Annotated in this window: 25 protein-coding genes, 1 tRNA gene and 1 pseudogene; 12 read left to right on the top strand and 15 right to left on the bottom strand. The window is 61.0% G+C overall.

The genetic code is table 11. The features are described 5' to 3' along the window. Positions 1 to 320 precede the first annotated feature (320 nt). Positions 321 to 1,097 carry a TIGR00282 family metallophosphoesterase gene (locus tag VFV96_11570; GenBank protein ID HEU5071033.1) on the bottom strand — a complete coding sequence of 259 codons (777 nt, stop codon included), beginning with the start codon at positions 1,095 to 1,097 and terminating at the stop codon, positions 321 to 323. A gap of 93 nt (positions 1,098 to 1,190) precedes the next feature. Here VFV96_11570 and VFV96_11565 point away from each other — a divergent pair, with 93 nt between their 5' ends. From VFV96_11565 to VFV96_11550, 4 genes are read left to right on the top strand one after another with little or no spacing between them, the layout of a single operon-like run. After that, positions 1,191 to 2,330 carry a class I SAM-dependent RNA methyltransferase gene (locus tag VFV96_11565; protein ID HEU5071032.1) on the top strand — a complete coding sequence of 380 codons (1,140 nt, stop codon included), beginning with the start codon at positions 1,191 to 1,193 and terminating at the stop codon, positions 2,328 to 2,330. Between the two features lie 44 nt (positions 2,331 to 2,374). Continuing rightward, on the top strand, positions 2,375 to 5,287 hold the full coding sequence (locus VFV96_11560; GenBank protein HEU5071031.1) for a tetratricopeptide repeat protein: 2,913 nt from the start codon (positions 2,375 to 2,377) through the stop codon (positions 5,285 to 5,287). Positions 5,288 to 5,298: 11 nt separating this feature from the next. After that, positions 5,299 to 6,465: a glycosyltransferase family 4 protein gene (locus VFV96_11555; protein ID HEU5071030.1), complete on the top strand. Its 1,167-nt coding sequence runs from the start codon at positions 5,299 to 5,301 to the stop codon at positions 6,463 to 6,465. Next, positions 6,462 to 7,445: an MraY family glycosyltransferase gene (locus VFV96_11550; GenBank protein HEU5071029.1), complete on the top strand. Its 984-nt coding sequence runs from the start codon at positions 6,462 to 6,464 to the stop codon at positions 7,443 to 7,445. Before VFV96_11555 ends, VFV96_11550 begins: the two co-directional genes overlap by 4 nt. Here VFV96_11550 and VFV96_11545 read toward each other — a convergent pair. After that, positions 7,435 to 9,306: a ClcB-like voltage-gated chloride channel protein gene (locus tag VFV96_11545; GenBank protein HEU5071028.1), complete on the bottom strand. Its 1,872-nt coding sequence runs from the start codon at positions 9,304 to 9,306 to the stop codon at positions 7,435 to 7,437. The genes VFV96_11550 and VFV96_11545 overlap by 11 nt on opposite strands. A gap of 196 nt (positions 9,307 to 9,502) precedes the next feature. Between VFV96_11545 and msrB the strand changes: the two genes are divergently transcribed. From msrB to VFV96_11525, 4 genes are all read left to right on the top strand, one after another. After that, positions 9,503 to 10,129 (top strand): peptide-methionine (R)-S-oxide reductase MsrB, encoded by a 627-nt coding sequence (msrB, locus tag VFV96_11540; GenBank protein HEU5071027.1) that lies wholly within the window; start codon positions 9,503 to 9,505, stop codon positions 10,127 to 10,129. A gap of 305 nt (positions 10,130 to 10,434) precedes the next feature. After that, complete coding sequence (locus VFV96_11535) at positions 10,435 to 11,289, top strand: mechanosensitive ion channel domain-containing protein (protein ID HEU5071026.1); 855 nt, start codon at positions 10,435 to 10,437, stop codon at positions 11,287 to 11,289. Positions 11,290 to 11,422: 133 nt separating this feature from the next. Then, positions 11,423 to 11,728, top strand: a complete 306-nt coding sequence (locus VFV96_11530; protein ID HEU5071025.1) for a putative quinol monooxygenase — start codon at positions 11,423 to 11,425, stop codon at positions 11,726 to 11,728. Between the two features lies 1 nt (position 11,729). After that, complete coding sequence (locus VFV96_11525) at positions 11,730 to 12,884, top strand: iron-containing alcohol dehydrogenase (protein ID HEU5071024.1); 1,155 nt, start codon at positions 11,730 to 11,732, stop codon at positions 12,882 to 12,884. A 6-nt stretch (positions 12,885 to 12,890) separates the two neighbouring features. Here VFV96_11525 and recA read toward each other — a convergent pair whose 3' ends face one another. Continuing rightward, positions 12,891 to 13,964 (bottom strand): recombinase RecA, encoded by a 1,074-nt coding sequence (gene recA / locus VFV96_11520; protein ID HEU5071023.1) that lies wholly within the window; start codon positions 13,962 to 13,964, stop codon positions 12,891 to 12,893. Between the two features lie 141 nt (positions 13,965 to 14,105). Here recA and VFV96_11515 point away from each other — a divergent pair. Beyond that, positions 14,106 to 14,195: transfer RNA gene (locus tag VFV96_11515), tRNA-Ser, on the top strand. Positions 14,196 to 14,199: 4 nt separating this feature from the next. Here the strand turns inward: VFV96_11515 and VFV96_11510 are convergent. Together VFV96_11510 and VFV96_11505 are read right to left on the bottom strand one after the other, a co-directional pair. Next, positions 14,200 to 15,267 (bottom strand): winged helix DNA-binding domain-containing protein, encoded by a 1,068-nt coding sequence (locus VFV96_11510; protein HEU5071022.1) that lies wholly within the window; start codon positions 15,265 to 15,267, stop codon positions 14,200 to 14,202. Positions 15,268 to 15,383: 116 nt separating this feature from the next. After that, positions 15,384 to 15,845, bottom strand: coding sequence for a DUF5069 domain-containing protein (locus VFV96_11505; protein ID HEU5071021.1), 462 nt, complete (start codon positions 15,843 to 15,845; stop codon positions 15,384 to 15,386). 121 nt (positions 15,846 to 15,966) lie between these two features. Here VFV96_11505 and VFV96_11500 point away from each other — a divergent pair, with 121 nt between their 5' ends. Beyond that, on the top strand, positions 15,967 to 16,428 hold the full coding sequence (locus VFV96_11500; protein HEU5071020.1) for an SRPBCC family protein: 462 nt from the start codon (positions 15,967 to 15,969) through the stop codon (positions 16,426 to 16,428). Between the two features lie 636 nt (positions 16,429 to 17,064). Here the strand turns inward: VFV96_11500 and VFV96_11495 are convergent. Then, a complete protein-coding gene (locus VFV96_11495; protein ID HEU5071019.1) occupies positions 17,065 to 17,634 on the bottom strand; it encodes a hypothetical protein in 570 nt (189 codons plus the stop codon). Between the two features lie 147 nt (positions 17,635 to 17,781). Here VFV96_11495 and VFV96_11490 point away from each other — a divergent pair, with 147 nt between their 5' ends. Beyond that, complete coding sequence (locus VFV96_11490) at positions 17,782 to 18,075, top strand: hypothetical protein (protein ID HEU5071018.1); 294 nt, start codon at positions 17,782 to 17,784, stop codon at positions 18,073 to 18,075. Positions 18,076 to 18,111: 36 nt separating this feature from the next. Continuing rightward, complete coding sequence (locus VFV96_11485) at positions 18,112 to 18,387, top strand: hypothetical protein (protein HEU5071017.1); 276 nt, start codon at positions 18,112 to 18,114, stop codon at positions 18,385 to 18,387. A gap of 18 nt (positions 18,388 to 18,405) precedes the next feature. Here the strand turns inward: VFV96_11485 and VFV96_11480 are convergent, their stop codons facing one another. From VFV96_11480 to VFV96_11440, 9 genes and pseudogenes are all read right to left on the bottom strand, one after another. After that, positions 18,406 to 19,365, bottom strand: a complete 960-nt coding sequence (locus VFV96_11480; GenBank protein HEU5071016.1) for a GNAT family N-acetyltransferase — start codon at positions 19,363 to 19,365, stop codon at positions 18,406 to 18,408. A 218-nt stretch (positions 19,366 to 19,583) separates the two neighbouring features. Next, positions 19,584 to 20,402, bottom strand: coding sequence for an isocitrate lyase/phosphoenolpyruvate mutase family protein (locus tag VFV96_11475; protein HEU5071015.1), 819 nt, complete (start codon positions 20,400 to 20,402; stop codon positions 19,584 to 19,586). A 3-nt stretch (positions 20,403 to 20,405) separates the two neighbouring features. Continuing rightward, a complete protein-coding gene (locus tag VFV96_11470) occupies positions 20,406 to 21,272 on the bottom strand; it encodes an RNA polymerase sigma-70 factor (protein ID HEU5071014.1) in 867 nt (288 codons plus the stop codon). A 4-nt stretch (positions 21,273 to 21,276) separates the two neighbouring features. Continuing rightward, positions 21,277 to 21,747, bottom strand: a complete 471-nt coding sequence (locus VFV96_11465; GenBank protein HEU5071013.1) for a carboxymuconolactone decarboxylase family protein — start codon at positions 21,745 to 21,747, stop codon at positions 21,277 to 21,279. Positions 21,748 to 21,828: 81 nt separating this feature from the next. Continuing rightward, positions 21,829 to 22,293 (bottom strand): cupin domain-containing protein, encoded by a 465-nt coding sequence (locus VFV96_11460; GenBank protein HEU5071012.1) that lies wholly within the window; start codon positions 22,291 to 22,293, stop codon positions 21,829 to 21,831. A gap of 89 nt (positions 22,294 to 22,382) precedes the next feature. Then, positions 22,383 to 22,580, bottom strand: a pseudogene (locus VFV96_11455) (integrase core domain-containing protein). Between the two features lie 82 nt (positions 22,581 to 22,662). Beyond that, positions 22,663 to 23,073, bottom strand: coding sequence for a YciI family protein (locus VFV96_11450; protein HEU5071011.1), 411 nt, complete (start codon positions 23,071 to 23,073; stop codon positions 22,663 to 22,665). A 38-nt stretch (positions 23,074 to 23,111) separates the two neighbouring features. Next, positions 23,112 to 23,555 (bottom strand): YciI family protein, encoded by a 444-nt coding sequence (locus VFV96_11445; protein ID HEU5071010.1) that lies wholly within the window; start codon positions 23,553 to 23,555, stop codon positions 23,112 to 23,114. A 102-nt stretch (positions 23,556 to 23,657) separates the two neighbouring features. After that, complete coding sequence (locus VFV96_11440) at positions 23,658 to 24,917, bottom strand: RNA polymerase sigma factor (GenBank protein ID HEU5071009.1); 1,260 nt, start codon at positions 24,915 to 24,917, stop codon at positions 23,658 to 23,660. Positions 24,918 to 25,305 lie beyond the last annotated feature (388 nt).

The following is a 25,305-nucleotide window of genomic DNA, read 5'->3' as shown; positions in this document are numbered from 1 at the left end:
GACGAACTCATTGCGGCCATTGACGATTACATCGCGGCCAACAACCAGAAGCCAAAGCCCTTTGTTTGGACCGCCACCGCCGAACTCATTCTCGATCGCGTCGCCACACTTTGTAAGCGAACTAATCGCTCACCACACTAGGGATTTAATTACATATGCACAATGTTTGTTATATTTACTTGCGTTAGTGGTTGAGGCGCTGCGGGATGCTTGGCCTTTTTGGCCCCCGGGGCGCGACGGCGCCCCGGGAACCCCATCCCGCTGCGCCAAGCATGACGCAAACCATCGAAGCGGAGGCCCGCCCACCTGGTTAAGTGAGTTTAAATTGGAACGCTCAGGCGTTGGATGCCGAGCGCTTTCCCGCTGGCTTCGGCTTCAATAATGGCGCCGTGCAGGATGATCCGATCCTTGGCCACGCCAAAGCGTTGCGGCATGCCGGTCAGGAAGCGTTTGATGATCGGATCGATTTCGCGCCCCAGGATGCTTTCCTGTGGGCCGGTGAAGCCGGCATCGCACAGGAAGGCGGTGCCACCGGGGAAAATTTGTTCGTCGGCAGTTTGCACGTGCGTATGCGTGCCGACGACCGCCGTCACCAAGCCGTCAAGCATGCGCGCGAGCGCTATTTTCTCCGACGTGGCCTCGGCATGCATATCCACAAAAATGACCGGCGCCAGCGACCGCAGCCGTTCGATCTCGGCCCGGACGGCCAGAAAGGGATTTTCGAGGTCGGGCATGAAGGTGCGTCCCTGGACGTTGATAACCGCCACGGTTGGCAGACCGTCGCGATGGAGCAGGGCGCTCCCCTGCCCTGGCGTGCCCGGCGGATAATTCAACGGCCGGACAAAACGCGGCTCGTTCGCGAGCAGTTCGGTGACTTCCTTCTGGTCCCACAAATGGTCTCCGCTCGTGATGATGTCCACGCCCGCCTCAAAGATTTCCCTGGCCGTGCCGACGGTGATGCCGGAACCGCCGGCTGAATTTTCTCCATTGGCAATCACCACGTCCAGCCCGTGACGTTCCCGCAACCCCGGCACCAGTTGTTTGACTGCGCGCCGGCCGGGTTCGCCCACGATGTCGCCAATGAAAAGGATTTTCACCGACCCAACCGTAAGCAGCCACCGCGGCGTTGTCGAGCCGGTCGCGGCAAAAATGGCTTTTTTAGGAGCATGACAACTGCCTAATTTGGCGCCGTGCAATTCAAAGTTGGAGACCAGCTTGCCCTGGACATTCAGGACATCGCGTTCGGCGGCGAAGGCGTCGGGCGCGTGGATGATTTCGTGGTGTTCGTGCCGTTTGTGGCCGTCGGTGAAACGGTGGCGGCGGAATTGACCGAGGTGAAAAAGAATTTTGCGCGAGGCCGGCTCCTCCGCGTGGTCACGCCTTCGCCGCACCGCGTGGAACCGGCGTGCGCCCATTTCGCGGCCTGCGGCGGTTGTCAGTATCAGCATCTGGCCTACACCGAACAGTTGCGCATCAAACACAAGCAGGTGGCGGACCTGTTCCAACGCATCGGCGGCATCAATCCGGACGTGGTGGCGCCGGTCGTCCCCTGCCCCCAGCCTTATGGCTACCGCAACCGCCTCATGATCCGGAGCCAGTGGAACAAGCCCGAGCAGCGCCTGAATATTGGCTTTGTCCGGCACGACTGCGGCCTGGTGGAGGATGTCTTCGAATGTAAAATCGCCGAGCCGGCGCTGAACCAGCAAATTGCGCAGGTGCGCCAGCATCCGCCGCCGAAGGGCGGCATCAAGATTGTGCTGCGCATTCCGCCCGAGAACTGGGAAGTGCCGCGCGATTCGTTTTTTCAAAACAATTTTTTCCTGTTGCCCAAAATGGTCGAGACGGTGCGGCAATGCCTGAAGGATTCCGGCTCGGCGCACCTGGTGGATGTCTATTGCGGCGTCGGCTTCTTTGCCATCGAACTGGCCGGCGATGTCACATCCTTCGCGGGCGTGGAATATGACCGGCTGGCCATTGCGGCGGCCAACCAGAATGCGGTGGCGCACGGGGTGAAGAACGGCGAATTCGTCTCGGGCACGGCCGAAGAGCAGTTGCCCGCATTGTTACGGCGCTTTTCGCCGGCGGCGACCACGGTGGTCCTTGATCCGCCGCGCAAGGGATGTCAGCTGCAAACAATCGAACTGCTGCGCCACATCCGGCCGGCGCAGGTCATTTACGTCTCCTGCCATCCGGCCACGATGGCGCGGGACTTGAACGCTTTCACCCACGACAGTGTCTTTGAACTGAAACGAGTGGTGCCGCTGGACATGTTTCCCCAAACCCAGCACGTCGAATGCGTGGCGGATCTCCGCGCACGGGCTGCAACTTGAAATCTTGCCAAGCCGGCACCCATCGGCTCAACTGGACTTACTGCATGACCTTTGAACAAAACTCGGCGCTGCCCAGACGCTTCGTGACGGCCGTGCTTCCCTGGTTGATTGGGCTGGGCGCGCTGCTGCTGTATCTGGCGACGCTGAACACCTGGGCCAATCTCGGCAGTGTGGGCGTGGTAACCCAGGCCGCGGGCTGGAACTGGCGGCCCGATTTCCAGCAACCCCTGCTGAAGCTGGTGCTCCTGCCGCTTCACGTGCTGCCCGCGTCGTGGCTGCCGCTGGCCCTGAACGTCTTCAACGCCGTGCTGGCCGCGCTGGTGCTCACGCTGCTGGCGCGCACGGTCGCGTTGCTGCCGCGCGACCGCACGCCCGCGCAGCGGGAGCTCGAGCAGGACGACCACGCGATTCTCTCGCTGCGGTCCGCCTGGTTGCCGCCCCTGCTGGCCGCCGCGGTGCTGGGCCTGCAAATTTCCTTCTGGGAGAATGCGACGGCCATCACCGGCGAAATGCTGGACACCTTCGTCGTTGCCTACGTGATCCGCTGCCTGCTCGAGTTCCGCATCGACGAACGGCAGTCATGGCTGACGCGCGCGGCCTTTCTTTACGCCCTGGGCATGACCAACAACTGGGCGCTCATCGGCCTGTTGCCCGCGTTTGTCATCGCCGTGCTCTGGATCAAGGGACTGGGCTTTTTCAATCTGGGCTTCCTGGGGCGCATGATGCTTTGGGGCTTTCTCGGGCTGCTGCTTTATCTGTTCCTGCCCATCGTCCACAGTCTGAGTGCGACCACCCCGGTGCCTTTCGGGTCCGGGTTGCTGGGTGAACTTAAGTCGCAATGGGCGACGTTGCGTGGCGTGTTTGCGTATCTGCGGGAGAATTACCGCATCCTCGTGCTGGCAGCCACTTCAATCCTGCCGCTGGCCTTTCTCGGGCTGCGCTGGAGTTCCTCCTTTGGCGACAACAGCCCGCTGGGCATCTTTATCGCGCGTTCGGTGTTTCACGTGGTGTATGCGGCCTTCTTCGCGATTTGCCTGCTCGTCATGCTCAGTCCGCCGTTCAGTCCGCGGGTGATGTTTCCAGGCGTGCCCTTCCTGACGCACTACTATCTGGCGGCCATCACCGTGGGATATTGCGCGGGTTATTTTTTGCTGATCTGCCGGCCCGCATTCCGGCACCGCACGCGCATGAATCCCCTGCTCCGTCTGGCCGGGCGCGCGACGTGGGTTGCCGTGGTTTTGATGCTCTTTATCGTGCCGGCCGCGTTGATCGGGCGCAACCTGGGGGCGATTCGCCTCACGAACCATCAACTCGTGGGCGGCTTCGTGGCCGCCGCGGAGCAAAGCCTGCCAGCCGGCCCGGCGTCCATTGTCAGCGACGATCCCACCCAACTGGCGTTGCTCCGCACACACTTGTTGAGCCAGGGCAAGGCCGGCAATTACCTGTTCTACGACACCCAGTCAGCGGACGTGAGCGATTACCATGCGTTTGAAAAGCGTGTTCAGGCGGCCTGGCCGGATACGTTTGCCCACCTGACGAACCACGCGAAGATTGCGCCGGTTGGGCTGATCTATTTTTTGAACGGTCTCGCCGCGAAAGGACCGGTGTGCTACCTGCAACCGAGCTTCGGCTATTACTTTGAACGCTTCGATCTAAATCCCGAGGGCGTTGTTTATCCCCTCAGCGCTTTCCCGACCAATGTCCTTTTCCCTGCGGCACTCGACGCGGCAACCGTGCAGAGCAACGAACAATTCTGGGCGACGTTCGACGACACCATGCTGCCGGCAATCAAGGAGTGCCTCGCTTCGGATGACAGCCCCCGCACGGTCACCTGGCTGACCAAGCTTTCGTCCAAGCTGCATCTGGCGCGCGAACACGTGCTGACCGCCGACTGGCTGGCGGTGTTCTACTCACGCGCGGCCACGTATTGGGCGGTGGAACTTCAGAAGCTCGATCGGTGGGACGAGGCCGCAAAGGGTTTCGAGCGGGCACTGGCCTTGAACCCCTACAACATCGTGGCCCGGATCAACTTGGACTTCAACAAGGCCCACCGTGCCGGCCAGCCCGCGCCGCCGGTGTCGGCCTCGATCGAAGAACGGCTGGCCAAATACGATGACTGGAATCAGCTGGCGCGCGAGTGCGGTCCGTTCGACGAACCGCGCTTCACATTTGAGCAGGGGCGCATCTTTTTGCGCGGCGGACTTTACCGTCAGGCCATCGAAGCCATCAGGCGGGTGACCGATTTGCAGCCCACCAACGTGATGGCGCAAATCTGGCTGGCCGACCTCTTCAATACGCTTGGACATCCGGCCGAGGCCCAAACCACCGTTCAATACCTGCGCGACCACGCCGCCAGCTTCAATTTGACCGCCACAAATCAACTGGATTTGGCGCGCATTGATGCCGCGGCGTGGCTGCGCCTGGGGGACAAGGAGAAAGCCAAGACGTTGCTTGCGGGCGCGCTGGAAAGTCCGGCGGCCAATGACCAGTTCCGTTCCATTGCGGCGCAAATCTATCTTCGCGCCGGACTCAACGCCGAGGCCCTGCCCGTGCTCAACCGGATTGTTACGGATCACCCGGCCGACGTGAATGCGCTGGCCAATCGGGGCTTTGCCTGCCTGCAACTGGGCCAGTATGACGAGGCGAACGAATCGTTGACCCGCGCCCTGGAACTCGCGCCCACCAACGGCGTCATTCGCCTCAATCGCGCAATTACACTTCTGCGGGCGAAGAAATACGCCGCGGCGGCGGAGGATTACCAGGTGCTCGCCAAGGAATTTCCGAATGCCTATCAGGTGGAATTCGGTTTTGCGGAACTGGCTGCGGCCAAAGGCGACACTAATTCGGCGGTGCAGCATCTCGAAGCCTGTCTGAAAATCGTCCCGCCGGGCAGCCCCGATTATCTTCAGGTCAGCAACCGGCTGGCGACGCTGCGACCAGGACCGGGCGGCCAGTAGTCCTCCAAGCAATGAGAGTCGCCCACGTCATCACGCGGCTCATCGTCGGCGGCGCACAGGAAAACACCATCGCGAGCGTCGTCGGCCTGCGGCTGCAAGCAGCGTGCGAGGCAACGCTCATTTCCGGCCCCAGCTGTGGTGCGGAAGGCAGCTTGGAATCCTCCGTGCGCGAACAGGGCGTGCCCTTGACCATTGTGCCCGATCTTGTTCGGCCCGTTCATCCACTTCGGGACGGGCAGGCGTTGCGCGCCCTCACCCGCCAGTTCACCGCACAGAAGCCGGACATCGTCCACACCCACAGCGGCAAGGCGGGCGTGCTCGGCCGGCTGGCCGCCGCGCGGGCCCAGGTGCCGGTCATCGTGCACACCATTCACGGTCCATCCTTCGGCTCGTGGCAAAATCCGCTGGCGAACTGGCTTTTTACCGTGGCCGAACGTCGCGCCGCCCGCGTGACCACGCATTTTGTTTCTGTGGCGGACGCAATGACCGCCCAATACCTGCGCGCCGGCATTGGCTCCCCTGCCCGTTTCACCACCATTCGCAGCGGGTTTGATCTGGAACCTTTCCTGCGCGCCGACAATGCGCCGGCGTTGCGTGCGGAACTCGGTTTGGCGTCGGACGACATCGTCGTGGGCAAGATCGCCCGGCTATTCAAACTCAAGGGGCATGCTGACCTGCTCGCCGTGGCGCCCGAATTGATTCGCCGGGAGCCGCGCATAAAGTTGCTGTTACTGGGCGATGGTCCATGGCGCAGCAAGTTTGAAGCGCAGGCTGCCGCCTTGGGAATCCGCGACCGCGTGATCTTCGCCGGACTGGTGCCGCCGCAACGCGTGGCTCAATATGTGGGCCTCATGGATTTGCTGGTGCACCTTTCCCGCCGCGAGGGGCTGCCACGTGCCCTGCCCCAGGCGCTGGCCGCGGCCAGGCCAGTGGTGGCCTTTGATGCCGATGGTGCCCGCGAAGTCTGTCGCGACGGCGAAACCGGCTTTCTGATTGCCGTGGGCGACCAAGCCCGCTTGCGCGAATCCATTTTGCGTCTGGCGGCTGACCCCGGATTGCGCGCACGGTTCGGTCACGCAGGACGGGCGCTCGTGCGAGAACAATTCTCCACGGTCCGCATGGTCGAGCAAATATTTGCACTCTACCAGCAGTTGCTCAAGCAGACGTCGAACCGATGAGTTTTCCCTTCAACGTGTATGTGGCCGCATTTGCGACGGCGTTTGTGACAACGTTCGCCAGCCTGCCGCTGTGGGCTCGCTGCTGCATCCGAATTGGTCTGATAGATGAACCGGGGCACCGCAAAATCCATGATCACACCATCCCGCTGGCCGGCGGACTGGCAGTCCTCACCGGGATCGCTCTCCCGTGCTTGGCGGGCGCGCTGGCGCTGCGCCTTGGCTGGCTGCCGTCCAACGCCGAAGCGGCCATGCATCACGGCATCATGCGCCGGGCGCCGCAGTTGTGGGCCATCCTGTTCGGTGCGTTTGGCATGACGACGCTGGGCATTTTGGACGACCGGCATGAATTGCGGCCGTTACCGAAGTTTGTGGGGCAATTGTTCGTGGCGTCGGTCGTCGCACTCGCGGGCGTGCGCATCACGTTGTTTGTGCCCAGCCCGGCTTTCAGCTTTGCGGTGACGGTGCTCTGGACCCTTGCCCTTATCAACGCGCTCAACTTCATGGACAACATGAATGGCCTCTGCGCGGGGCTGGGCGGCTTGGCGGCCTTTTTCTTCGCCCTGCTCGCCGCGTCGGACGGGCAATATCTGGTGGCAGCCCTGGGACTTTTGATTGCCGGAACGCTGACCGGATTTCTGCCGCATAATTTTCCGCGAGCCCGCGCCTTTCTTGGCGATGCCGGCAGCCATCTGGTCGGCTATCTGCTGGCCGTGCTGGCAATTTTGCCGCATTTCTACACCCAGCAAAAACCACGGCCGCTGGCGGTCCTGACTCCCCTGCTCGTGCTGGCCGTGCCGTTGGCGGACCTGGTGAACGTGGTGCTTATTCGGACGTGGCATCGGAAGCCCTTTTACGTGGGCGACAACAATCACCTGTCGCATCGTCTGGTGCGCCGCGGTTTGTCCAATACCTCGGCTGTGCTGGTGATCTGGTTGGTGGCGGCGCTTTGCGGCGCCCTCGCCTGCTGGATCAACCGCTGAGCTGGCTGGCGGGTTTGGTGTGAACGTCAATCGCCTGGGCCACCACTCCCAGCGCTTCGGCGCGGATCAGCGCCCCGACGAGCTTCATTTCGGCCAGGCTGTTGACGACCGGCACATTGCGCTGGTCGCTGGCCACCACCGTCGGCAGCGCTTCCAGCAGACGTTGAGACGGCGTCAGCACCACGGGCGGCGGACGCATGACGTCGAGGGCAATCACACCCTTCAAATCTTCGCCGCGCGTGAGATGTTCCTTGATGTCATGCAGTGCAATGACCCCGACGAGGCGCAGGTGCGAATCAATCACCGGCAGATAATTGTTGGAGCCCATCAGAAAGCGTTCGGCCACGTAGGAAATGGACGCCGCTTCGTGGACCGGGTTGACCGGCGGTTGCATCAGGTCGCCCACGGTGCATTCCAGGGATGCGCCGGGGTGTTCGCTTTCCCGGCCGGCGGTCACGTCGCGGTGGCGCAACACATCCGTGTAAACCGACTCGCGATGTATGCGCCGCGCCACCAGCACCGAGACCACCGTGGCCACCATCAATGGCGGCATCAGCGAATAATCCAGGGATAGTTCAAAAGTCAGGATGATGGCCAACAGCGGGGATCTGGTCGTAGCCGCGAGTGTTGCCCCCATGCCCACCGCGGTGAACAACGCCGTCGGCAATCCTTCAGCATACCCGGCCAGATGCAGGCAAACCCCAAGCACCGAGCCCAGGCCCGCGCCGACAAACATGGTCGGCGTCATGACTCCGCCGACTCCGCCAGAACCAACGGTGACGCACGTGGCGATGATTTTGGCGACGAGCAGGCCGACGAGAAACCACACTGGATTGGGGGCCCCTTCAAAGTCTCCGTGCAGCAACCGGTTTACCACCGCGTAACCGTTCCCGCATACGCCGGGAAAGCGCAGCGCAATCAGGCCAACCAGTGCGCCCCCCAGCCCCAGGCGCAGATACAACGGCAGCCCCAGCCTGCCGAACAGCCCTTCGGCCACGCGCAGCAAACGCAGAAAGACCGCGCCGAGCGCGCCACACGCCGCTCCCAAAACCAGAAACCAGGGAAGCTGCGTCAGGCTGGTGAAGTCCACCGCCGGCACGGAATACCACGGTCGGATGCCAAAAAAGCCGCGCGATACCAGCGTCGAGGCCACGGAAGCAAACACCAGCGGTGCGAACTGGTTCATGGAGAAATTCCCGAGCACGATCCATGCGGCGAACACGGCGCCGGCAATCGGGGCGTTGTAGGCAGCCGCGATGCCCGCAGCGGCCCCGCACCCGACCAGCAGGCGTAACCGGTAGGGCGGCCACCCTTGCCATTGGCCCCATTTCGACGCGACCGTCGCGGCGAGCTGCACAATGCCGCCCTCGCGCCCGATGGACGCACCCGAACCGATGCTCATCAGCGACGAAAGCGATTTCACCAAACCGCGGCGGGCCGGCAACCGGCCGTCGCCCGCCACCACAACCTCCAGCAAATTGGTCGAGCCCTGGCCGCGCGCGAGCTTGCCACCCCAGTGAAGCACGGCGCCGGCGGCCAGCCCGCCAAGGGTTGGCGTCAAAAGCCGGGCCGCCCAGCCCATCTCCTCCGCCACCACGACGGGGTCATCGAGCTTGTGAAGAAATATCCACTTGGCGGACTCGATGCCGTAATAGAAGACCAGATTGACGATGCCGCCGAGCACACCCACCGCGCCGGCCATCACCAGATGAAACGCCTCTTCACTCAACTGCAGGCGTTCGCGCAGGCGCACCATCCGGCGCCAGTTGCGGCGCAGCCACTCCCGTCCGTCATGTCGCCAGTCCCGCCGCCACCAACGACGCTTCGGTCCGCCCGGCCCGTTGTCCGCTGCCTGCTGCACGAAGCCAGTTTACACTGGACGTGTGTGATTGACGAGTGTCGGGTCCGGTCCGGCGCATTTTAACCGCGGTCGAAACCCTCCGGCCGTGCCACACAGGTTGTAAGGTTGCCCCACTTCCTGCGACCAACTGCCAGCAGCGCCCGACAATTGCGCCGGCTGCTTCGACAAAACGTCGTCCTGTGCTATGATTCGCAAAATGAAATCGCCCCTGATGATTGGGCAGTTGACTTTGGCCGTCGCGTTGAGCATCGCTTTCACCGGCTGTGCGCAGGAGAAAACGCCCGGCCCGACTGCACCACCGCCCATCTATACCAATTCAACCATGCAAAACTTCCAGAAGCCGTCCGTCGAGGAGTTGAAGAAGAAGCTCACGCCGATGCAGTTCAACGTGACGCAGAACGCCGCCACGGAGCCGCCGTTTCGCAACGAGTATGACCACAACTTCAAGCCGGGCCTCTATGTGGACGTCGTTTCCGGCGAACCACTGTTCAGTTCGCTCGACAAATTCGATTCCGGCTGCGGCTGGCCGGCGTTTTCCAAACCCGTGGACAAGACCGAAATCGTCCAAAAGACGGACACGTCGTTTGGCATGCTGCGCACCGAAGTGCGCTCCAAGCACGCCAACTCGCACTTGGGGCACGTCTTTAATGACGGGCCGGGGCCTTCCGGTCTTCGTTTCTGCATCAACTCCGCGTCGCTGCGTTTTGTGCCGCTGGCCGACATGGAAAAGGAAGGCTACGGCCAATACGTGGAGCCCTTCATCAAGGCCGGCCTCTATCCGGCAAAAGGCAGCCCGGCGACGAATTCGACCGCCCAAAAGTGACGTCACGCTTTGCCGCGTTCGCTGGCGCAGCAAAGCGATGATGCGGATTGAGGTCAGCCGGGCGCACCACGGAACGCGATTTGCGACCGTCAGCGCCCATTGGCGATGGCGTAGAACGGCCGAAGCGCTTGACGTCGCCGACACTTGACCGCAATGTGCTGGGCAAGAGGTTTTCACCAGCGGTTGGGCCCGCGCCTCGGAACGCGGCCTGCGGTGGGCACGAAAACTTCATTCATCCCGCGCGGCGCATACTCCACTCGTGCGTTACAGGGGCGATCCTAAACCTGTTAAAAGAAAGGAACTCCATGAATGAGACCAATTCGTTCACGCAAACGGCCCAGCAGGTCAAAGGCTGGCTGAGCCCGGAGAGCATCCAAGGCTACGTGCATGACTACGGGCTGCCGGTTCTCTTCGCGATCATCATACTGATCGTGGGCGCGTGGGCGGCGAAAATCTCCAAGGACGTGATTCACCGGCTTCTCTCCCGCCGGAAGCTCGATCCCATCATCGTCGGCTTCATCGCGAACTTCACCTACATTCTCTTCATGGTGTTTGTGGTGCTCGCCGCCCTTGAAAAGGTCGGGGTTAAAACCACGTCGTTCGTGGCGATTCTCGGTGCCGCCGGCCTGGCCATCGGCCTCGCCCTGCAAGGCTCGCTGGCCAATTTTGCTGCGGGCTTTCTCATGATCGTCTTCCGCCCCTTCAAGAAGGGCGATTACGTGGAGGCGGGCGGCACGGCCGGAATTGTCGATGAAATCCAGGTGTTCACAACGATTCTGAACACCCCTGACAATCGTCGCGTCATTGTGCCCAACGCCAAAATCATGAGTGACAACATCACAAATTATTCCGCGATGGACACCCGCCGGCTCGACCTCACGTTTGGGGTCAGCTACGGGGACGACATTCAAAAGGTGAAAGCCGTGCTGCAACGCATCGTTGCCGAGGATCCGCGGGTGCTCAAGGATCCGGCCGCGCAAATCTTGGTCGGCGAACTGGCGGCCAGCTCGGTCAATTTCATCATGCGGGTCTGGCTGAAATCCGGCGATTACTGGCCGTTCAAGTTTGACACGACAGAAAAGGTGAAAGTGGAATTCGACAAGGAAGGCATCACGATCCCCTTCCCGCAGCACGACGTGCATTTGTTCCAGGAAAAGTGACCGTCCCGCACTTGCGCTGCGTCAACGCGCCTCCGGTTGGCCGGAGGCGCGTTTTTTTGCCCGGATGGCTGAAACACACGGCGCGTGGCCGGATGAGTTGCACGGCGGCGAGCTTCGCGCTTAACTTGCCGCCATGCTTGTCGTGCATGTCCATGTTCACGTGAAACCCGAATACGTCGAGGCGTTCAAGGCGGCCACGCTGGAAAACGCCCGTCACAGTGTGCAGGAACCCGGCGTCGCCGGTTTTGACGTTGTGCAGCACCAGGATGACTCGACGCATTTCGTGCTGGTGGAGGCGTATCGCACATCCGCCGCGCCGACCGCCCACAAGGAGACGAAGCACTACCAAATCTGGCGTGACACGGTTGCGCCCATGATGGCCGAGCCGCGCACCAGTGTGAAATACGCCAACCTGTTTCCGGACGACGCAAACTGGTGACATGCGCTTTGAATTTGCCACCGCCGCCCGCATTGTTTTCGGCCCCGGCACATTGACGGAAGCCGGCCCCATGGCGCGTCAATTCGGCCGGCATGCGCTGGTCGTCACCGGTCGCACTCCCGCGCGGGCCGAACCGCTCGTGACCGGGCTTGCTCAACACGGTGTGCAGGTCACGCTTTTTTCCATTCCCGGCGAACCTTCGACCGAAATGGTGGACCACGGGGTCGCGGCAGCGCGCCAGACCGGCGCCGAACTGGTGATTGGCTTTGGCGGCGGCAGTGCGATTGATGCAGGTAAGGCAATCGCCGCCATGTTGACGAATCCCGGCGAATTGCTCGATTACCTGGAAGTGGTCGGGCGGGGACGCAGCCTGACCGCCGCGCCGGCCCCGTTCATCGCCGTTCCCACCACGGCGGGAACGGGTGCCGAAGTCACGCGCAACGCCGTGCTGACCGCTCTGGCACAGCAGGTCAAAGTCAGCCTGCGCAGCCCGCTGCTGTTGCCCCAAGCCGCCATCGTGGATCCGGAACTCACCTGTGAACTGCCGTGCCACATCACGGCCGCGTCCGGTCTTGATGCGCTGACGCAGTTGATTGAGCCCTTCGTTTCCTGCCGGGCCAACCCCATGACGGATGCGCTGTGCCGGGAAGGACTGCGCCGTGCGGCGTTGGCTTTGCCGCGTGTCTGCGCCCAAGGTGACAATCTGGCCGCCCGCACTGAGATGTCGCTGGTCAGCTTGTGGAGCGGCATGGCCCTGGCCAACGCGGGTCTGGGTGCCGTGCACGGCTTCGCAGGGCCGATTGGTGGCCGTTTTTCCGCGCCGCACGGAGCCATTTGCGCTGCCCTCCTGCCGTCGGTCATGGCCGCCAACCTCCGGGCGCTGCGGGAACGTGCGCCCACGGGCGAAACGCTGGCACGGTTTGACGAGGTGGCGAGGCTGCTGACCGGCAACGTGGAGGCCAGAGCGGAGGATGGCGTGCGTTGGGTGAGCGCGCTGGTGAAGGATTTGAAGATTCCGCGTTTGGGCGATTACGGCATCGCCGCGACGCACGTCCCGGAACTTGTTCAAAAAGCGACCGCCGCCAGCAGCATGAAGGGAAACCCGCTGCCGCTGACGGCGGCCGAAACGAGCGGCCTTTTGCTCGCCGCGCTTTGAACCCAGTCAGTTTGCCGGCACAGCCGCGGCGCGCTTCGCGAGAATGGCTTCCATGATGGTCTGCCTCAGCTCGGGCTTCTCAATCAGCGCCTTCTTGGCGGCATCCTTCCCCTGCCCGATCAGTTCGCCGTTAAACTGGAGCCACGCGCCCTTTTTATCGACCACACCGTTGTCGATACCGACTTCGAGGATGCTGCCTTCCTTGTCGATGCCGTGATTGTAAATGATGTCGAACTCCGCCTCGGCGAATGGTGGCGCCACCTTGTTCTTCACAATCTTCACCTTGACGTGATTGCCGATCGCGTTGCCCGAGGCGTCCTTGAGCGTATCTTTGCGGCGGATGTCCATGCGCACGCTGGCGTAAAACTTGAGCGCCTTGCCACCTGGCGTGGTTTCGGGATTGCCGAACATCACGCCGACCTTTTCGCGCAGCTGGTTGGTGAAGATGCAGGTGGTCTTCGATTTGTTGAGCAGCGCCGTCAGCTTGCGCAGGGCCTGGCTCATGAGCCGCGCCTGCATGCCCATCGTGGCCATGCCCATTTCGCCCTCCAGTTCGGCTTTCGGGACCAGGGCGGCAACCGAGTCCACGACGATCACATCCAGTGCGTTTGAGCGGGCAAGTGTTTCGCAGATGGTCAGGGCTTCCTCGCCGGAATCGGGTTGCGAAACCAGCAAATCGTCGAGGTTCACGCCCAGTTTCTTGGCGTAGGCCGGATCCAGGGCGTGCTCGGCATCGATGAACGCCGCCAACCCGCCGGCCTTTTGCGCATTGGCAATCACGTGCAACATCAACGTGGTTTTGCCGGACGACTCCGGGCCGAAGATTTCCACAACGCGCCCGCGCGGCACGCCGCCCACCCCCAGTGCGAGGTCAACCGCCAGCGCGCCGGTGGGAATCACTTCAATGGACTTCTGGGCGTGGGCCGAGCCGAGGCGCATGATGGCGCCTTCGCCATAGGACTTGGTAATCGTGGAAATGGCCGCTTCGAGGTCGCGCTGGCGGGTGGCGGAAATTTTGGCGGCTTCAGCGGCTTTGGCTTCCTTCGGTTCGACGTTCTTTTCGGTGTTTTTGGGCGGCATGGTAACTCCTGATGTTCGATTTTGAAAACGAGCGCCAGCGTAGTGAACGGGTCCGGGCGAGTCAAACGCTCCGACACGGAAGACCGGCAGAATAATTCGTTGCTGGGCGGGCATTGATGGATTACAAATGCCGGGCTGGCGGGAAGGGTGGCTGAGTGGTTGAAGGCACCTGACTCGAAATCAGGCGTAGGAGCAATCCTACCGGGGGTTCAAATCCCTCCCCTTCCGCCAAATATCACTCTTCCCACTTCACCGGCATTCCAAGAAAACGGGCGTAGCGCTCAACCGCAGGCGTCAGAGCCAGCCGGTGGGCTCGGGTCAGGCGTTGAAATGGCATAAGCTGGATGGTGACGGACTTTTTCAACGTGCGTTGCCACGTGCCGGCAATGCGCCCTGCCACGGCGATCGTCGGCATGAACATGCCGTTGTTGCCGGGAATGATTTTTGCCGCATGGCGTGCCTCAAGCACCGCCTCGCGGTCCTTGTAACCGAGCACGAATTCATCGAAGCCTGGCAGAAGGTGCCCCTGTGCCACTGCTGGCGTTGCCGGCGCTGTCCGGCGCGGCAGCCAGTAAACTTTGTTGTTCATTGCCACCCGTTCCAGCGCTGAAGCGGCGCCGTCCACCCCGTCCCTTGCGTCCGCCGCCCGCAATCCCGCCCAGCCGGCAAAATCCGCCAACGTTGCCGGACCATGGCTGGTAACGTAGCGGCGGGCCAGTTCAGCGAGCCCCACTTCGCGCTCCACCGGCTTTGCTGCCGGAAGCCATTCATCCAGCAATACAAACGTATGTTGCTTTGCCTCACGGGGGCCGAAGCAAATCACCCCCTGTTGCGCCAGACGCCAGAGAATATGGTAGCCGCGCGAACCGGCCGTGGAAATTTTGGCTTGTTCCAGCCGGGCCAGCAGGAGTTCGCGAGGCATGATGCGGCCGCCAGCGAGCGCCTGCACGACCAGCTTTTCACAGCGCGCCAGCGTTTTGGCGTCCAGTTCCAGGCGCACGGCCCGCCGCCTGGCGTTGGCGAGGATCCGGGGCGTCAACAGCGCCAGCATCCAGCGCACATCCGGCGCCGCCACGAAATGCAGTGTTCCCCGCATCGGCCAGGTGCGGACAATCTGTCGCTCCCGGATCGCGTGCTCGACGTCGGCTTCCGTGGCATTCGCGGTGCGCAGTCCAATCGACCATAGCGCCCCGGGATAATCTTGGGCCTGCATGGCGCCCAGCCGGGAGACAACCTGCGCGGGTGTGGCACCGTTGGCGGCGGCGATTCCCAAATTCGCCAGTCGTTCGAGTCCGATGTGCATGAAGGTCATTGAGGCTTGCCGCAGCCTGGCCAGAGTGATTCTGCCAGCGCCGCAAGATTTCGCGCGGCGTCACATGCGTTGAAGGTAAGGAGTGCGGAAACCGGCATGCCGTGGAATTAACGTTCGGGTTTCAGCCGCCCCTCGTCCAGATCGATAAATTCGAACATCGTCTGCACCGCGCCGGGCGGCAGTCCGATCTCCGCGAGCCGTTCGTTCAGCCGCTGGGTGCCGGCATCACGCCAGCCGCGCTTGGTCATGAAGGCATTCCAGATTTCCATCTCCTCCTCGCCGGGCCGGCGGCCGTGTTGAAAGGCCCACTCCAGCAATTGTTCGTCAGTCTTGTCGCCCTTGAGCGCTTCGGCCTCAAGCGCCGCGTAATCGATTTTCAGAAAGCGACAGCAGCGCGCATCGAAGCTGCCGCTCATGTTCGTGCCGCGCGCCGGCTGCCAGTCTTCGGGCAGTTTCCCTGCCGCGGCGAGCCGGATTTTGTCCAGCATGCGGCCAAACCAGACGAGGCCTTGGATTTGTTCAGACGGGCTGCGCAGACCCGGGATAATAGTTGGATACGGTTGTGGCATCCGCAGAATAGACCACCGGCGAATCCTGCGCGCAAGTGGTGCGGAAATTCTTTGCGATAATTGTCCTGACGCGACCGGGTGGTTCGTCGAAGATATGAAACGACAAACACATCCTCAAACCATGAACACCAGCAATACCAACACCGTGCGACTTCACCGGGTGCTCCGCGCAACGCCGGAGCGGATTTACCGTGCGTTTCTCGATGCAGACGCAATGACCAAGTGGCTTCCGCCAAACGGATTCACCGGGAAGGTGCATCATCTGGACGCCAGGATCGGTGGAACGTTCAAGATGTCGTTTACCAATTTTACGACCCGGAAGAGCCATTCTTTTGGCGGCACGTATCTTGAACTCAAACCGGACGAACTGCTCCGCTACACCGACCGGTTCGACGATCCCAATTTGCCGGGCGAAATGGTGACAACCGTTTCGCTCAAACAGGTCTTCTGCGGCACGGAAGTGAACATCACGCAGGAAGGCATCCCGCCAATGATTCCCGCCGAAGCCTGCTATCTCGGCTGGCAGGAATCATTGACGCTGTTGGCGAAACTGGTCGAGGCGGAAATTCCCGATCAGCCATAGCGACTACAAGCCGGCCCCGCACGTGGCGCATGGGGCGCAGCCCCTGAAAAGGCGGGCTGTGGAGCGCCGATCTAACGGCCGGCTTTGGCGAATCGCATTTCTGGCGCGCCCGTTCGCCCAAGCCAAGCCGACGATGACGGTGGCGCTCCCAAGACCGCCTCCCGTTTGGCCCACCGGCCTGCGCGTTTGGCGGTCTTGCGCCTTCAACAACCGGCGAAGACATTGACGCTCTGGCTGGTTTCAAGGAACGGTTTCAGGCTGCAAAGCACGCCTGGTCAGCCGCAGCTTCTCCCCCGCTTGGCGAACGTTGGCTGAAGCGGCTGCTGCAAATGCGCGGCCTGCGTCGGTTCACCCGAAGGCAATCAGCGAAGGCGCCTTTCCGCTTGTTTGGCCTCGCAGAATGAGAGAGGTTCCGCGCTGATGATCCCGCCGAAACTGACTGGCATGTGCCTGTGCAGCTACTTCTCGGCAGCAGATCCGCGTTTGTCTTTGGCGGGACACAATTTCTCGCCCGCTTCAGAAAGACATGCCGCCGCGTGCCGATGCTGACCTACACCAATCGCCCATGAATACACCAACCAAACAGGTCACTTCCCGCCGGGAGTTTTTGAAAAGCACGGGCGGTTCACGGCCGCCTCAGCGCTGGTGGGAGTTGTCATTCCCAGCGTTCATGCCGTCGAGGACAACACACTGCGCGTTGCCTTGATCGGTTGCGGCGGCCGTGGCACGGGTGCCGCCATCGACGCGCTGTCCGTTAAGAATGGCCCCCTGAAACTTGTGGCCATGGCGGATGTTTTTCGGAATCACCTCGACAGCTCCTACAATGCGTTGAAAGGCCATTCCGTCGCTGGCCGGGTGGATGTGCCGGAAGAACGCAAGTTCATCGGGTTTGATGCCTGCCAAAAGGCGATGGACTGCCTCCGACCGGGAGACATTGCCATCTTCACCACGCCGCTGGCCTTCCGTTGGGTTCACTTCGGCTACGCCATCCAAAAGGGGCTGCATGTCTTTATGGAAAAGCCATTGACGGCTGATGGGCCCACGTCGCGCCGCATGCTTGCTCTGGGCAAGGCGGCGGCGGGAAAGAATCTGAAGGTCGGCGTGGGATTGATGTCGCGGCACAACCGGCCCATGCAGGAACTCGCCCAGCGCATTGCCGACGGGGAGATCGGCGAGGTGACCCTGCTGCGCGGTTATCGCATGCACGGACCGGGGGCACGGCATTTTCGACCCTTTGGCCCGGCGCCCCCAGTGAGTTGCTCTGGCAGATTCAGCGCTTCCACAGTTTCATCTGGGCCAGCGGCGGATGTTTCAATGATTTTTTACATCCACCACCTTGACCACTGCTGCTGGATGAAAAACGCGTGGCCGGTCAAAGCGCAAGGCCTGGGCGCACGGAATTATCGCATCAGTCCCGAAGGCGCTCCTTACGTGGACCAGAATTTTGATGTTTACTCGGTGGAATACACCTTCGCCGATGGGGCCAGGCTGATCATGGATGACCGCTGCATCAATGGCTGCAAGCAGATCTACTCCAGCTACGCGCAGGGAACCAAGGGCAACGCGATCATTTCCAGTTCCGGCGACTGCGGACAGCCTTCCAGCCTGTTCAGCGGCCTGATGCCGGATCGCGCCAAGTTGATATGAGAATCCAAAACGCCGCCCGGAGAAGACAATCCGTATTTGAACGAATGGAATGACCTGGTTGACAGCATTCGGAACGACCGGCCTTACAACGAAGTCGAGCGTGGCGTTTATGCCAGTGCGGTCAGTTCCTTGGGACGCATAGCCGCGCACACGGGCCAGGAAACAACGTTGGAAAGCCTTCTCGCCTCGGACCGCGAATATGCCCCCTCGGTGGACAAGTTGCAGATGGATTATCCCGCACCACTGTTGGCCGACGCTGACGGCCGGTATCCTGCTCCTGAACCGGGCGTGAAGCGTGATGCTGAATACTAAACCAGCCCTCCGACATGCCTACCGCCAATCGTCCAGAACGAAAGCCTCTGGGCGACTATAGCCCGCTTCGTTGGGCCGGTGCATCGCCACACCAAGGACGTCTGTGCGAAAGCCCCGGGCCTGCATCCGACGATAGGCTTCCTCACGCGCCGTGCTTACGCCGGCCTCGATGCGCGTCAGGCCGCGACGGACCGCGAGCGCCTCACAGGCGGAAAGCAACTGCTCAAGTCCCTTAGCGTGGCGTGCGGCGCCAAACTTCACGTAACACGTCAGCTCGCCCGCTTCCGTTTCGGCGCCGCAATGGCAAATGGCAAACGCCATCAGCTGGGAACCGTTCCAGAGAAAGATGACTTCACCCAATTTTTGTTCCGCGACCGCACGAATTTCCCCTCGCAGGTCCAGCCCCTCATATATCGCATCCGACAATTCGAGGGATGCCTTCAGGCATTCGGACTGCCGGGCGGGCGTCAATCCGGAGTAGTAAAGCTCGCCATCCAAGGATGACGCCGGCGGCCGGACTGTCTTGGACATCACCGCCGTGAGAAAGCGTGGGGCGAATCCGAATTTCTGGTAGAGATGCACGTGCTTGGTGCTGTGCGGAAATGTAAACAAACCGGCGTGCCGCGTGTGCCATCTATCGAAGAGCTGCACCGTCGGTTCCAGCAACTTCCGGGCGACGCCACGATCCCAAAAATCCGGGTGGATGGCCAGCGGTCCCAAAAAACCGACGCTGCCCCAATGGCTCGCAATATTCGATCCGATCAGCATGCCATGTGCCTCCGCACCCAGGAACCCTTCTGGATTCGCAAAGTAGCGGCCACGGAAAAAGTCCCGCCCTGCGCAAAACCGCATCGGCTCCGAAAGCCCCAAAAATGTGCCGAACGCAAGATGGAAAATGAGCCTCGCCTCCGTCAGGTCCGCCTCGCGGAGTGGGCGCACCGCAACCGGCGCTGATTTGTCGTCCTTCAGGTTTTGCATGGCCGATTATTTTTGCCTGCCCGTTTGGCGGCCCGTGTGAATGACTCCGCCGACACCGGTGAAGCCATCCCAGTTCGGTGCCATTTGCTGTCCGCAGAGTGGATGATGCGGTGCTTGAACACAAGCCGCCTGCACCCCGTTCGGGGAATGAACGCCAGCGCCCAAAGCGGCGGCGGTTCACTGCCTCAATGGAGCCGGAACCGCTCTTGCCGGAATGACTAGGACCGCAAAAACTCGTTCAACTGCGGTGTGGTCAGCGTGTTTTCCAGGTAGCCAAACGTGCCGGTAGTTTTAATTTCCCGGGCCGCGTTCAACAAACCCGTCATCGCCGTTCGATACAACGAACTCGCGAAACTGATGCGCTTGACGCCTGCCGCTGTGAGTTCCGCGACCGTGAAAGATTTCCCCTTGATGCCCACCATGAAATTCACCGGCTTCCGCACGGCGGAACACAATTCGCGCACCGCCGCCAGATCCGGCAACGCCGGGGCGAACAGCACATCCGCGCCGGCCCGCTCGTAGGCTGTGAGCCGTTGGATGGTGTCGGACAAATCCGGTTTGCCGCGGAAGAAATTTTCCGCGCGCGCCGTGAGCGTGAATTTGAACGGCAACGCTTTCGCTGCCTCCACGGCGGCGACGATGCGTTCCACAGCCAGGCTCAAATCGTATTGCGGCTGGTTCTGGTCGCCGCTGGAATCTTCAATCGAACCGCCCACCAATCCCACTTCCGCCGCCAGCCGTATGGTTTCCGCCACGCTAGCCGGATCGTGCGCAAATCCATTTTCCAAATCCGCCGCGACCGGCAGATTCGTTGCCGCGACAATCTGCCGGCAGTGCGCCAGCGCTTCGGCACGGGAGATTTTTCCGTCGCGTCGGCCGAGCGTGGCCGCGCACGCGCCGCTGGACGTGGCGAGCGCCTGAAAGCCGAGTTGTTCCAGCATGCGCGCCGAACCACCGTCCCAAAGATTGGGAAATAACAGAACTTCCCCGCTTTGATGCAACGCTTGAAAGCGTGCCGCTTTTTCGTTCTGGTTCATAAATCAGTTGTTCGCCACGGGCGGCAGATGTTTCAACTTTTCCGGATTGCGCACGATGTAAATAGCGCGAACCCGTTCGTCGTCCAAGTCGAACGAAACCGCGTTGAAAATGTGTCCGCCGCTGCTCATCAACACGCCCGGCCGGCCATTGATGGCCACGAAGCGCAACGCCACATCCGCCGGCTGACGATCGCGAATGCCGACGAAAAACCGGCTGATGTGATCCGCGCTGTGAATCGGCCGACCCGCCGCAGAAACGCGTCCGCCGCCGTCGGAATACAGCGTCGCATCCGCGGTCAGCAAAGCCAGCAAGTCACGCACTTCGCCGCCCGCCGCGGCGGCCATGAATTTCTCCACCACGCGCCGCGCGCACTCGCTCGGAGCGGTCGCCACGGGCGGCGTGGCCAGTTGCAGTTTGGAGCGCCGCACGATCTGGCGGCAGTTCGCTTCGCTCTTGCCCACGATGGCGGCGATGTCCGCGTAATCGTAATCAAATGCCTCGCGTAGCACGAAGACCGCGCGTTCCACCGGGTCGAGCGTTTCGAGCAACAGCATGAACGCCATCGTCAACGACTCCGCAATCATCGCCGAATTTTCCGGCGACGCGGGCGCGTTTTCCACCAGCGGTTCCGGCAGCCAGACGCCGTAATATTCCTCGCGCTGGCGCCGCGCGGACCGCAGTTGATCAATGCACAGCCGCGTGATCGTGGCAATCAACCAAGCCTTGGGCGAAGACACTTTTTCTAAATCCTGCTTCTGCCAGCGCAGCCACGTCTCCTGCACCAGGTCGTCCGCCTCGGCCACGCTGCCCAGCATCCGATAGGCGATGCCGAACAACTGGCCGCGATGTGCGTTGAACGATTCGATCATGGCGTCACAAAGTAAACCCGGGCGGCACGCGGAAGCCCACACTAAAACGGTTCCAACTATTGATCGCCACCACGGCCAGCGTGAGGCTCACCAGTTCGGTTTCGGAAAATTCCGCGCGCACGGCTTCGTAAAGTTCCTCGCTGACACTATTCCCGGCCAGCTTGGTCAGCGCTTCCGTCCAGCGCAACGCCGCCCGTTCGCGCGGCGTGTAAACCGGCGCTTCCTCCCACGCATTCAACAGAAACAAGCGTTGTTCCGCCTCGCCGGCCTTGAGGGCATCGCGATAGTGCATATCAATGCAAAAGGCGCAGCCGTTGAGTTGCGACGCGCGCAGCTTGACCAGTTCCTGCAAGGAACTTTCCAGCCCGCTTTCGTTCACGGCCTTTTCCACGCCCCACAAGGCTTGCAACACGGTCGGCGACACTTTGCGATAGTTCAGACGCGGTTCGTTTAGATTGGCAATATTTGTTTTCATCACCAAGGAAGACGAACCAGCCGCCGCGGCTGTGACAAAACCGGATTCTTTTTGCGACGTTCGAAACGAACGCGGACAAACTCACGCCTTTGGCGGCCATGATACGCCGGCGAGTTCCTTGGGCAGTTGCGTTGGATCGGTCGGATAGATGAGTTTCAAATCCATGTCGGTGGACTTGGAGCCTTGCAGAAATTCCAGTTCTTCCGGCGCGCCAACGATGAGCCAGAGCACGTCCGCGTCGGTGTCGTTGAAAACCTGTCGCAACTGATCCGGGCCGACCAGCACGCCGCCGTGTTTGGGAACCGTCAACGTCTCCTCGCCCACGCGCATGCGGCCCGTGCCTTCGAGCACGAAATAAAATTCCTCCTGCCGGATGTGCTTGTGCAGCGTGTTGGCGCTTTTCGGCGGCAGCCGCCAAAGTCGCGCGCTGAGATTCTCGCTGCCCGTGCGCTCCAGAAAATCCGCGTTCGGGATGCGCATCAGGTTCGACGGCCGCCAGTGCAGGTCGTCGGGGGCGATGAGTTGGTAGCCCTGGAATGTTTTCATGATGGTTGTGCTTTCGTGCTTGATGAGACTGGCCTTGCCTCGATTCGGTGGACAGGTGGTGAATGCATGAGGCATTGGGTTGTTTGTTTTTAGTTTAGTTGGGTTTCAAAGTCCACAGGGGATTGGTAGCCGAGGGCGCTGTGGAGCCGCTCCCGGTTGTAAAAGATTTCAATCCATTCAAAGATCGCCGCCCGCGCCTGGGCGCGGGTGGCAAAGTGCGTGCGATGGACCAAGCCGCACTTGAGGGTGCTCCAGAAGCTTTCCATCAGCGCGTTGTCGTAGCACGATTCGATAACAGCGATATGCGGAAAAACGGCTTTCCAAACAGGGAGGTGCAGTCTGAGGCTCCGCCGCTGCGTATGTGATCCGTTACCTCCTTCCGAATCCCTGACTTGCGTTCACACGTCGCTGTTCACTTTCGCTGATCATGTCAGTCAGGTCCGCAGCGGGACGTATCTCGAACGGCCCGGCTTTCACACCGGGATGTTTTGACATCAACTGGATGGCGTGATTCAGGTCTCGAGCTTCAAGAATGAGAATGCCCCCGATTTGTTCCTTCGTCTCGGCATAGGGGCCGTCCGTAATGGACACTTTGCCGTTTTTCCAGCGCAAGGTTGTGGCCGTCTGCGGGGGCTGTAACGCCTCACCGCCAGCGAAGTGCCCGTTCCTCCGCAACTCGTTGTCGTAGGTGAAGCATTCATCCAACATCGTGTTGCGCTCACTTTCAGACATCGATTCAAACTTGTTCGGTTCGATATAACCAAGGCAGATGTATTTCATTTTATCAGGATTTTATGCAATGGGTTCGGCCAACCGGGTTAATGCTTCTTTCCCGCAACTTGGGCGCGCACCGCGGGACTGTCGGCGGCCTTTTGAACGTCTTGAGGAAAATCGGACATTTCAAAGATCTGGCGCAGTTCAATCACGTCTCCTGCCGCTGCCGGGACGCGCCGCGCCCACTCGACGGCCTCCTCTTTTGATTTCACTTGGATAATCCAGTAGCCACCGAGCACCTCCTTCGACTCGACAAATGGGCCATCGGTGACGATGGGCTTCCCTTCGCCGAATTTGACCCGGGCTCCTTTGGCAATGGGGTGCAACCCATCCAATGCGACCAGCGCGCCCGCTTGGGTCAGTTCCTCGTTATACTTCATCATCTTGGCAACGGCGTCGGCCGGAGGCGTAAAACCTTCGCCGGCCCTTTCCGCAGCAGGTGTATCCGGCTGGTAAACACGAGGAATCATCATCATGAGGAATTTCATGGTTTTGTGCTGTTGCTTTGTTTGTTCTGTTCGTTTTGTTGTTGCGGCCTGTGGCCATTCATCAACTTGTCGATTGGGTTTGGCGTAATTCGACAGTGCTCCTCACTTTTTTTCGTCCAATTCCTGAAGCCGGGTTTTGAGGAAACGTTGTTCCGATTCTTGTCGCGCGAGCGACAAGGCACGCTGGTAGGAAGAACGGGCCTCGTCATTTCTGTCCAATTGGCGGCACAAATCTGCCCGGGCCGAGTGTGCCAGGTGATATTCCATCAACTCACCACGCGCGAAAATGGCATCAATCAGCGCCAATCCCGCCTCCGGTCCGTCGCGCATCGCCACGGCCACGGCGCGATTCAGTTCGATAACCGGCGAGGGGTCAGCCCGTGCAAGGACGCTGTAAAGCGCTACGATTTGGGGCCAGTCTGTTGCCGCAGCTTCGGATGCTTCGGCATGCACCGCCGCGATCGCCGCCTGAAGCGTGTAAGGGCCAAACCGACGCGACAATAATGCCCGTTCAACCAGTTTCACCCCCTCCGCGATCTTTTCGCGATCCCATAACGAGCGGTCTTGATTCTCCAAAAGAACCAGTTCACCGGACGGCGAAGTTCTGGCTGCCCGCCGCGATTCCTGCAAGAGCATCAGCGCGAGCAATCCCCTCACCTCCGGTTCAGGCAATAACTCCAACAGCAATCGTCCGAGCCGGATGGCTTCCGCTGAAAGTTCTGCCCGCGTCAGCGATGTGCCCGACGATGCTGAATAACCCTCGTTGAAAACCAGATAGACCACTTGCAGCACCGCATCCAAGCGGTCGGGCAGTTCCTCCACCGATGGCACCTGATAAGGAATTCTGGCGTCACGAATCTTCGCCTTGGCCCGCACAATCCGTTGGGCAAGCGTAGGTGCCGCCGTGAGGAATGCGCGGGCGATTTCCTCGGTCGTCAGACCACAGACTTCCCGCAAGGTCAATGCCACGCGAGCCTCCGGCGCGAGTGCGGGATGGCAGCAGGTGAAGATGAGCCGCAACTGGTCGTCTTTAATGCCATCGTCCGTCTCAAGCGCTGCATCGCCCGTTCCCGGTTCCAGTTGTTCAGCAATCGCCTCCTGGGCTGCATCGAATCGTGCGCGCCGACGCAGCGCATCGATGGCTTTGAACCGTCCGGTGGAAATCAACCAGGCGCGGGGATTGGCCGGCACGCCATCGTGTGGCCACCGTTCCAAGGCCGCGGTAAAGGCATCTTGCACGGCGTCCTCGGCCAGATCGAAATCGCCAAGCAATCGGATGAGCGTGGCGAGAATGCGGCCGAACTCCGCGCGATACAGGGAATCCAGAATTCCCCGGACCTTTTCAATTGGGATTTCCGACACCAGTGCAATGTGGATAGAATTCTAACGGGATTCAATCATTCAACCCGGCGTTGGCGATGCAACCTTGTTGAGATTCAAACCCACATTCAGATCGGAACCCCTGTGCTCATGCGGTTCCCGGTCGGTCCAGCCCATTAATCCACCATCGCCCAATGATACGCGCGGATGCGAGCCTGATCATGAGGGAAAGACTTCCAGCTTTCCTGGTTGCCAGAGTAATCTTCAAGGGCGGTTCCCCACTGGTGTTCAGGAAGACAAGTGCCCCAGCGGCTCCAATTCTTCTCCCGCGCCTTGTTTTCTGCTAGACTTCGCTTTCCGATCCGACCGTCACTCCTTGTGCACGGAAAAGACAGGTTCACCCAAGAACCACGGGCCGACCGTGGATGCA

The organism is Verrucomicrobiia bacterium, from assembly GCA_035765895.1.
Classification (GTDB): Bacteria; Verrucomicrobiota; Verrucomicrobiia; order Limisphaerales; family DSYF01; genus DSYF01.
Note: the sequence above shows the minus strand (reverse complement) of the source record. Positions and strands in the feature narration are given on the sequence as shown.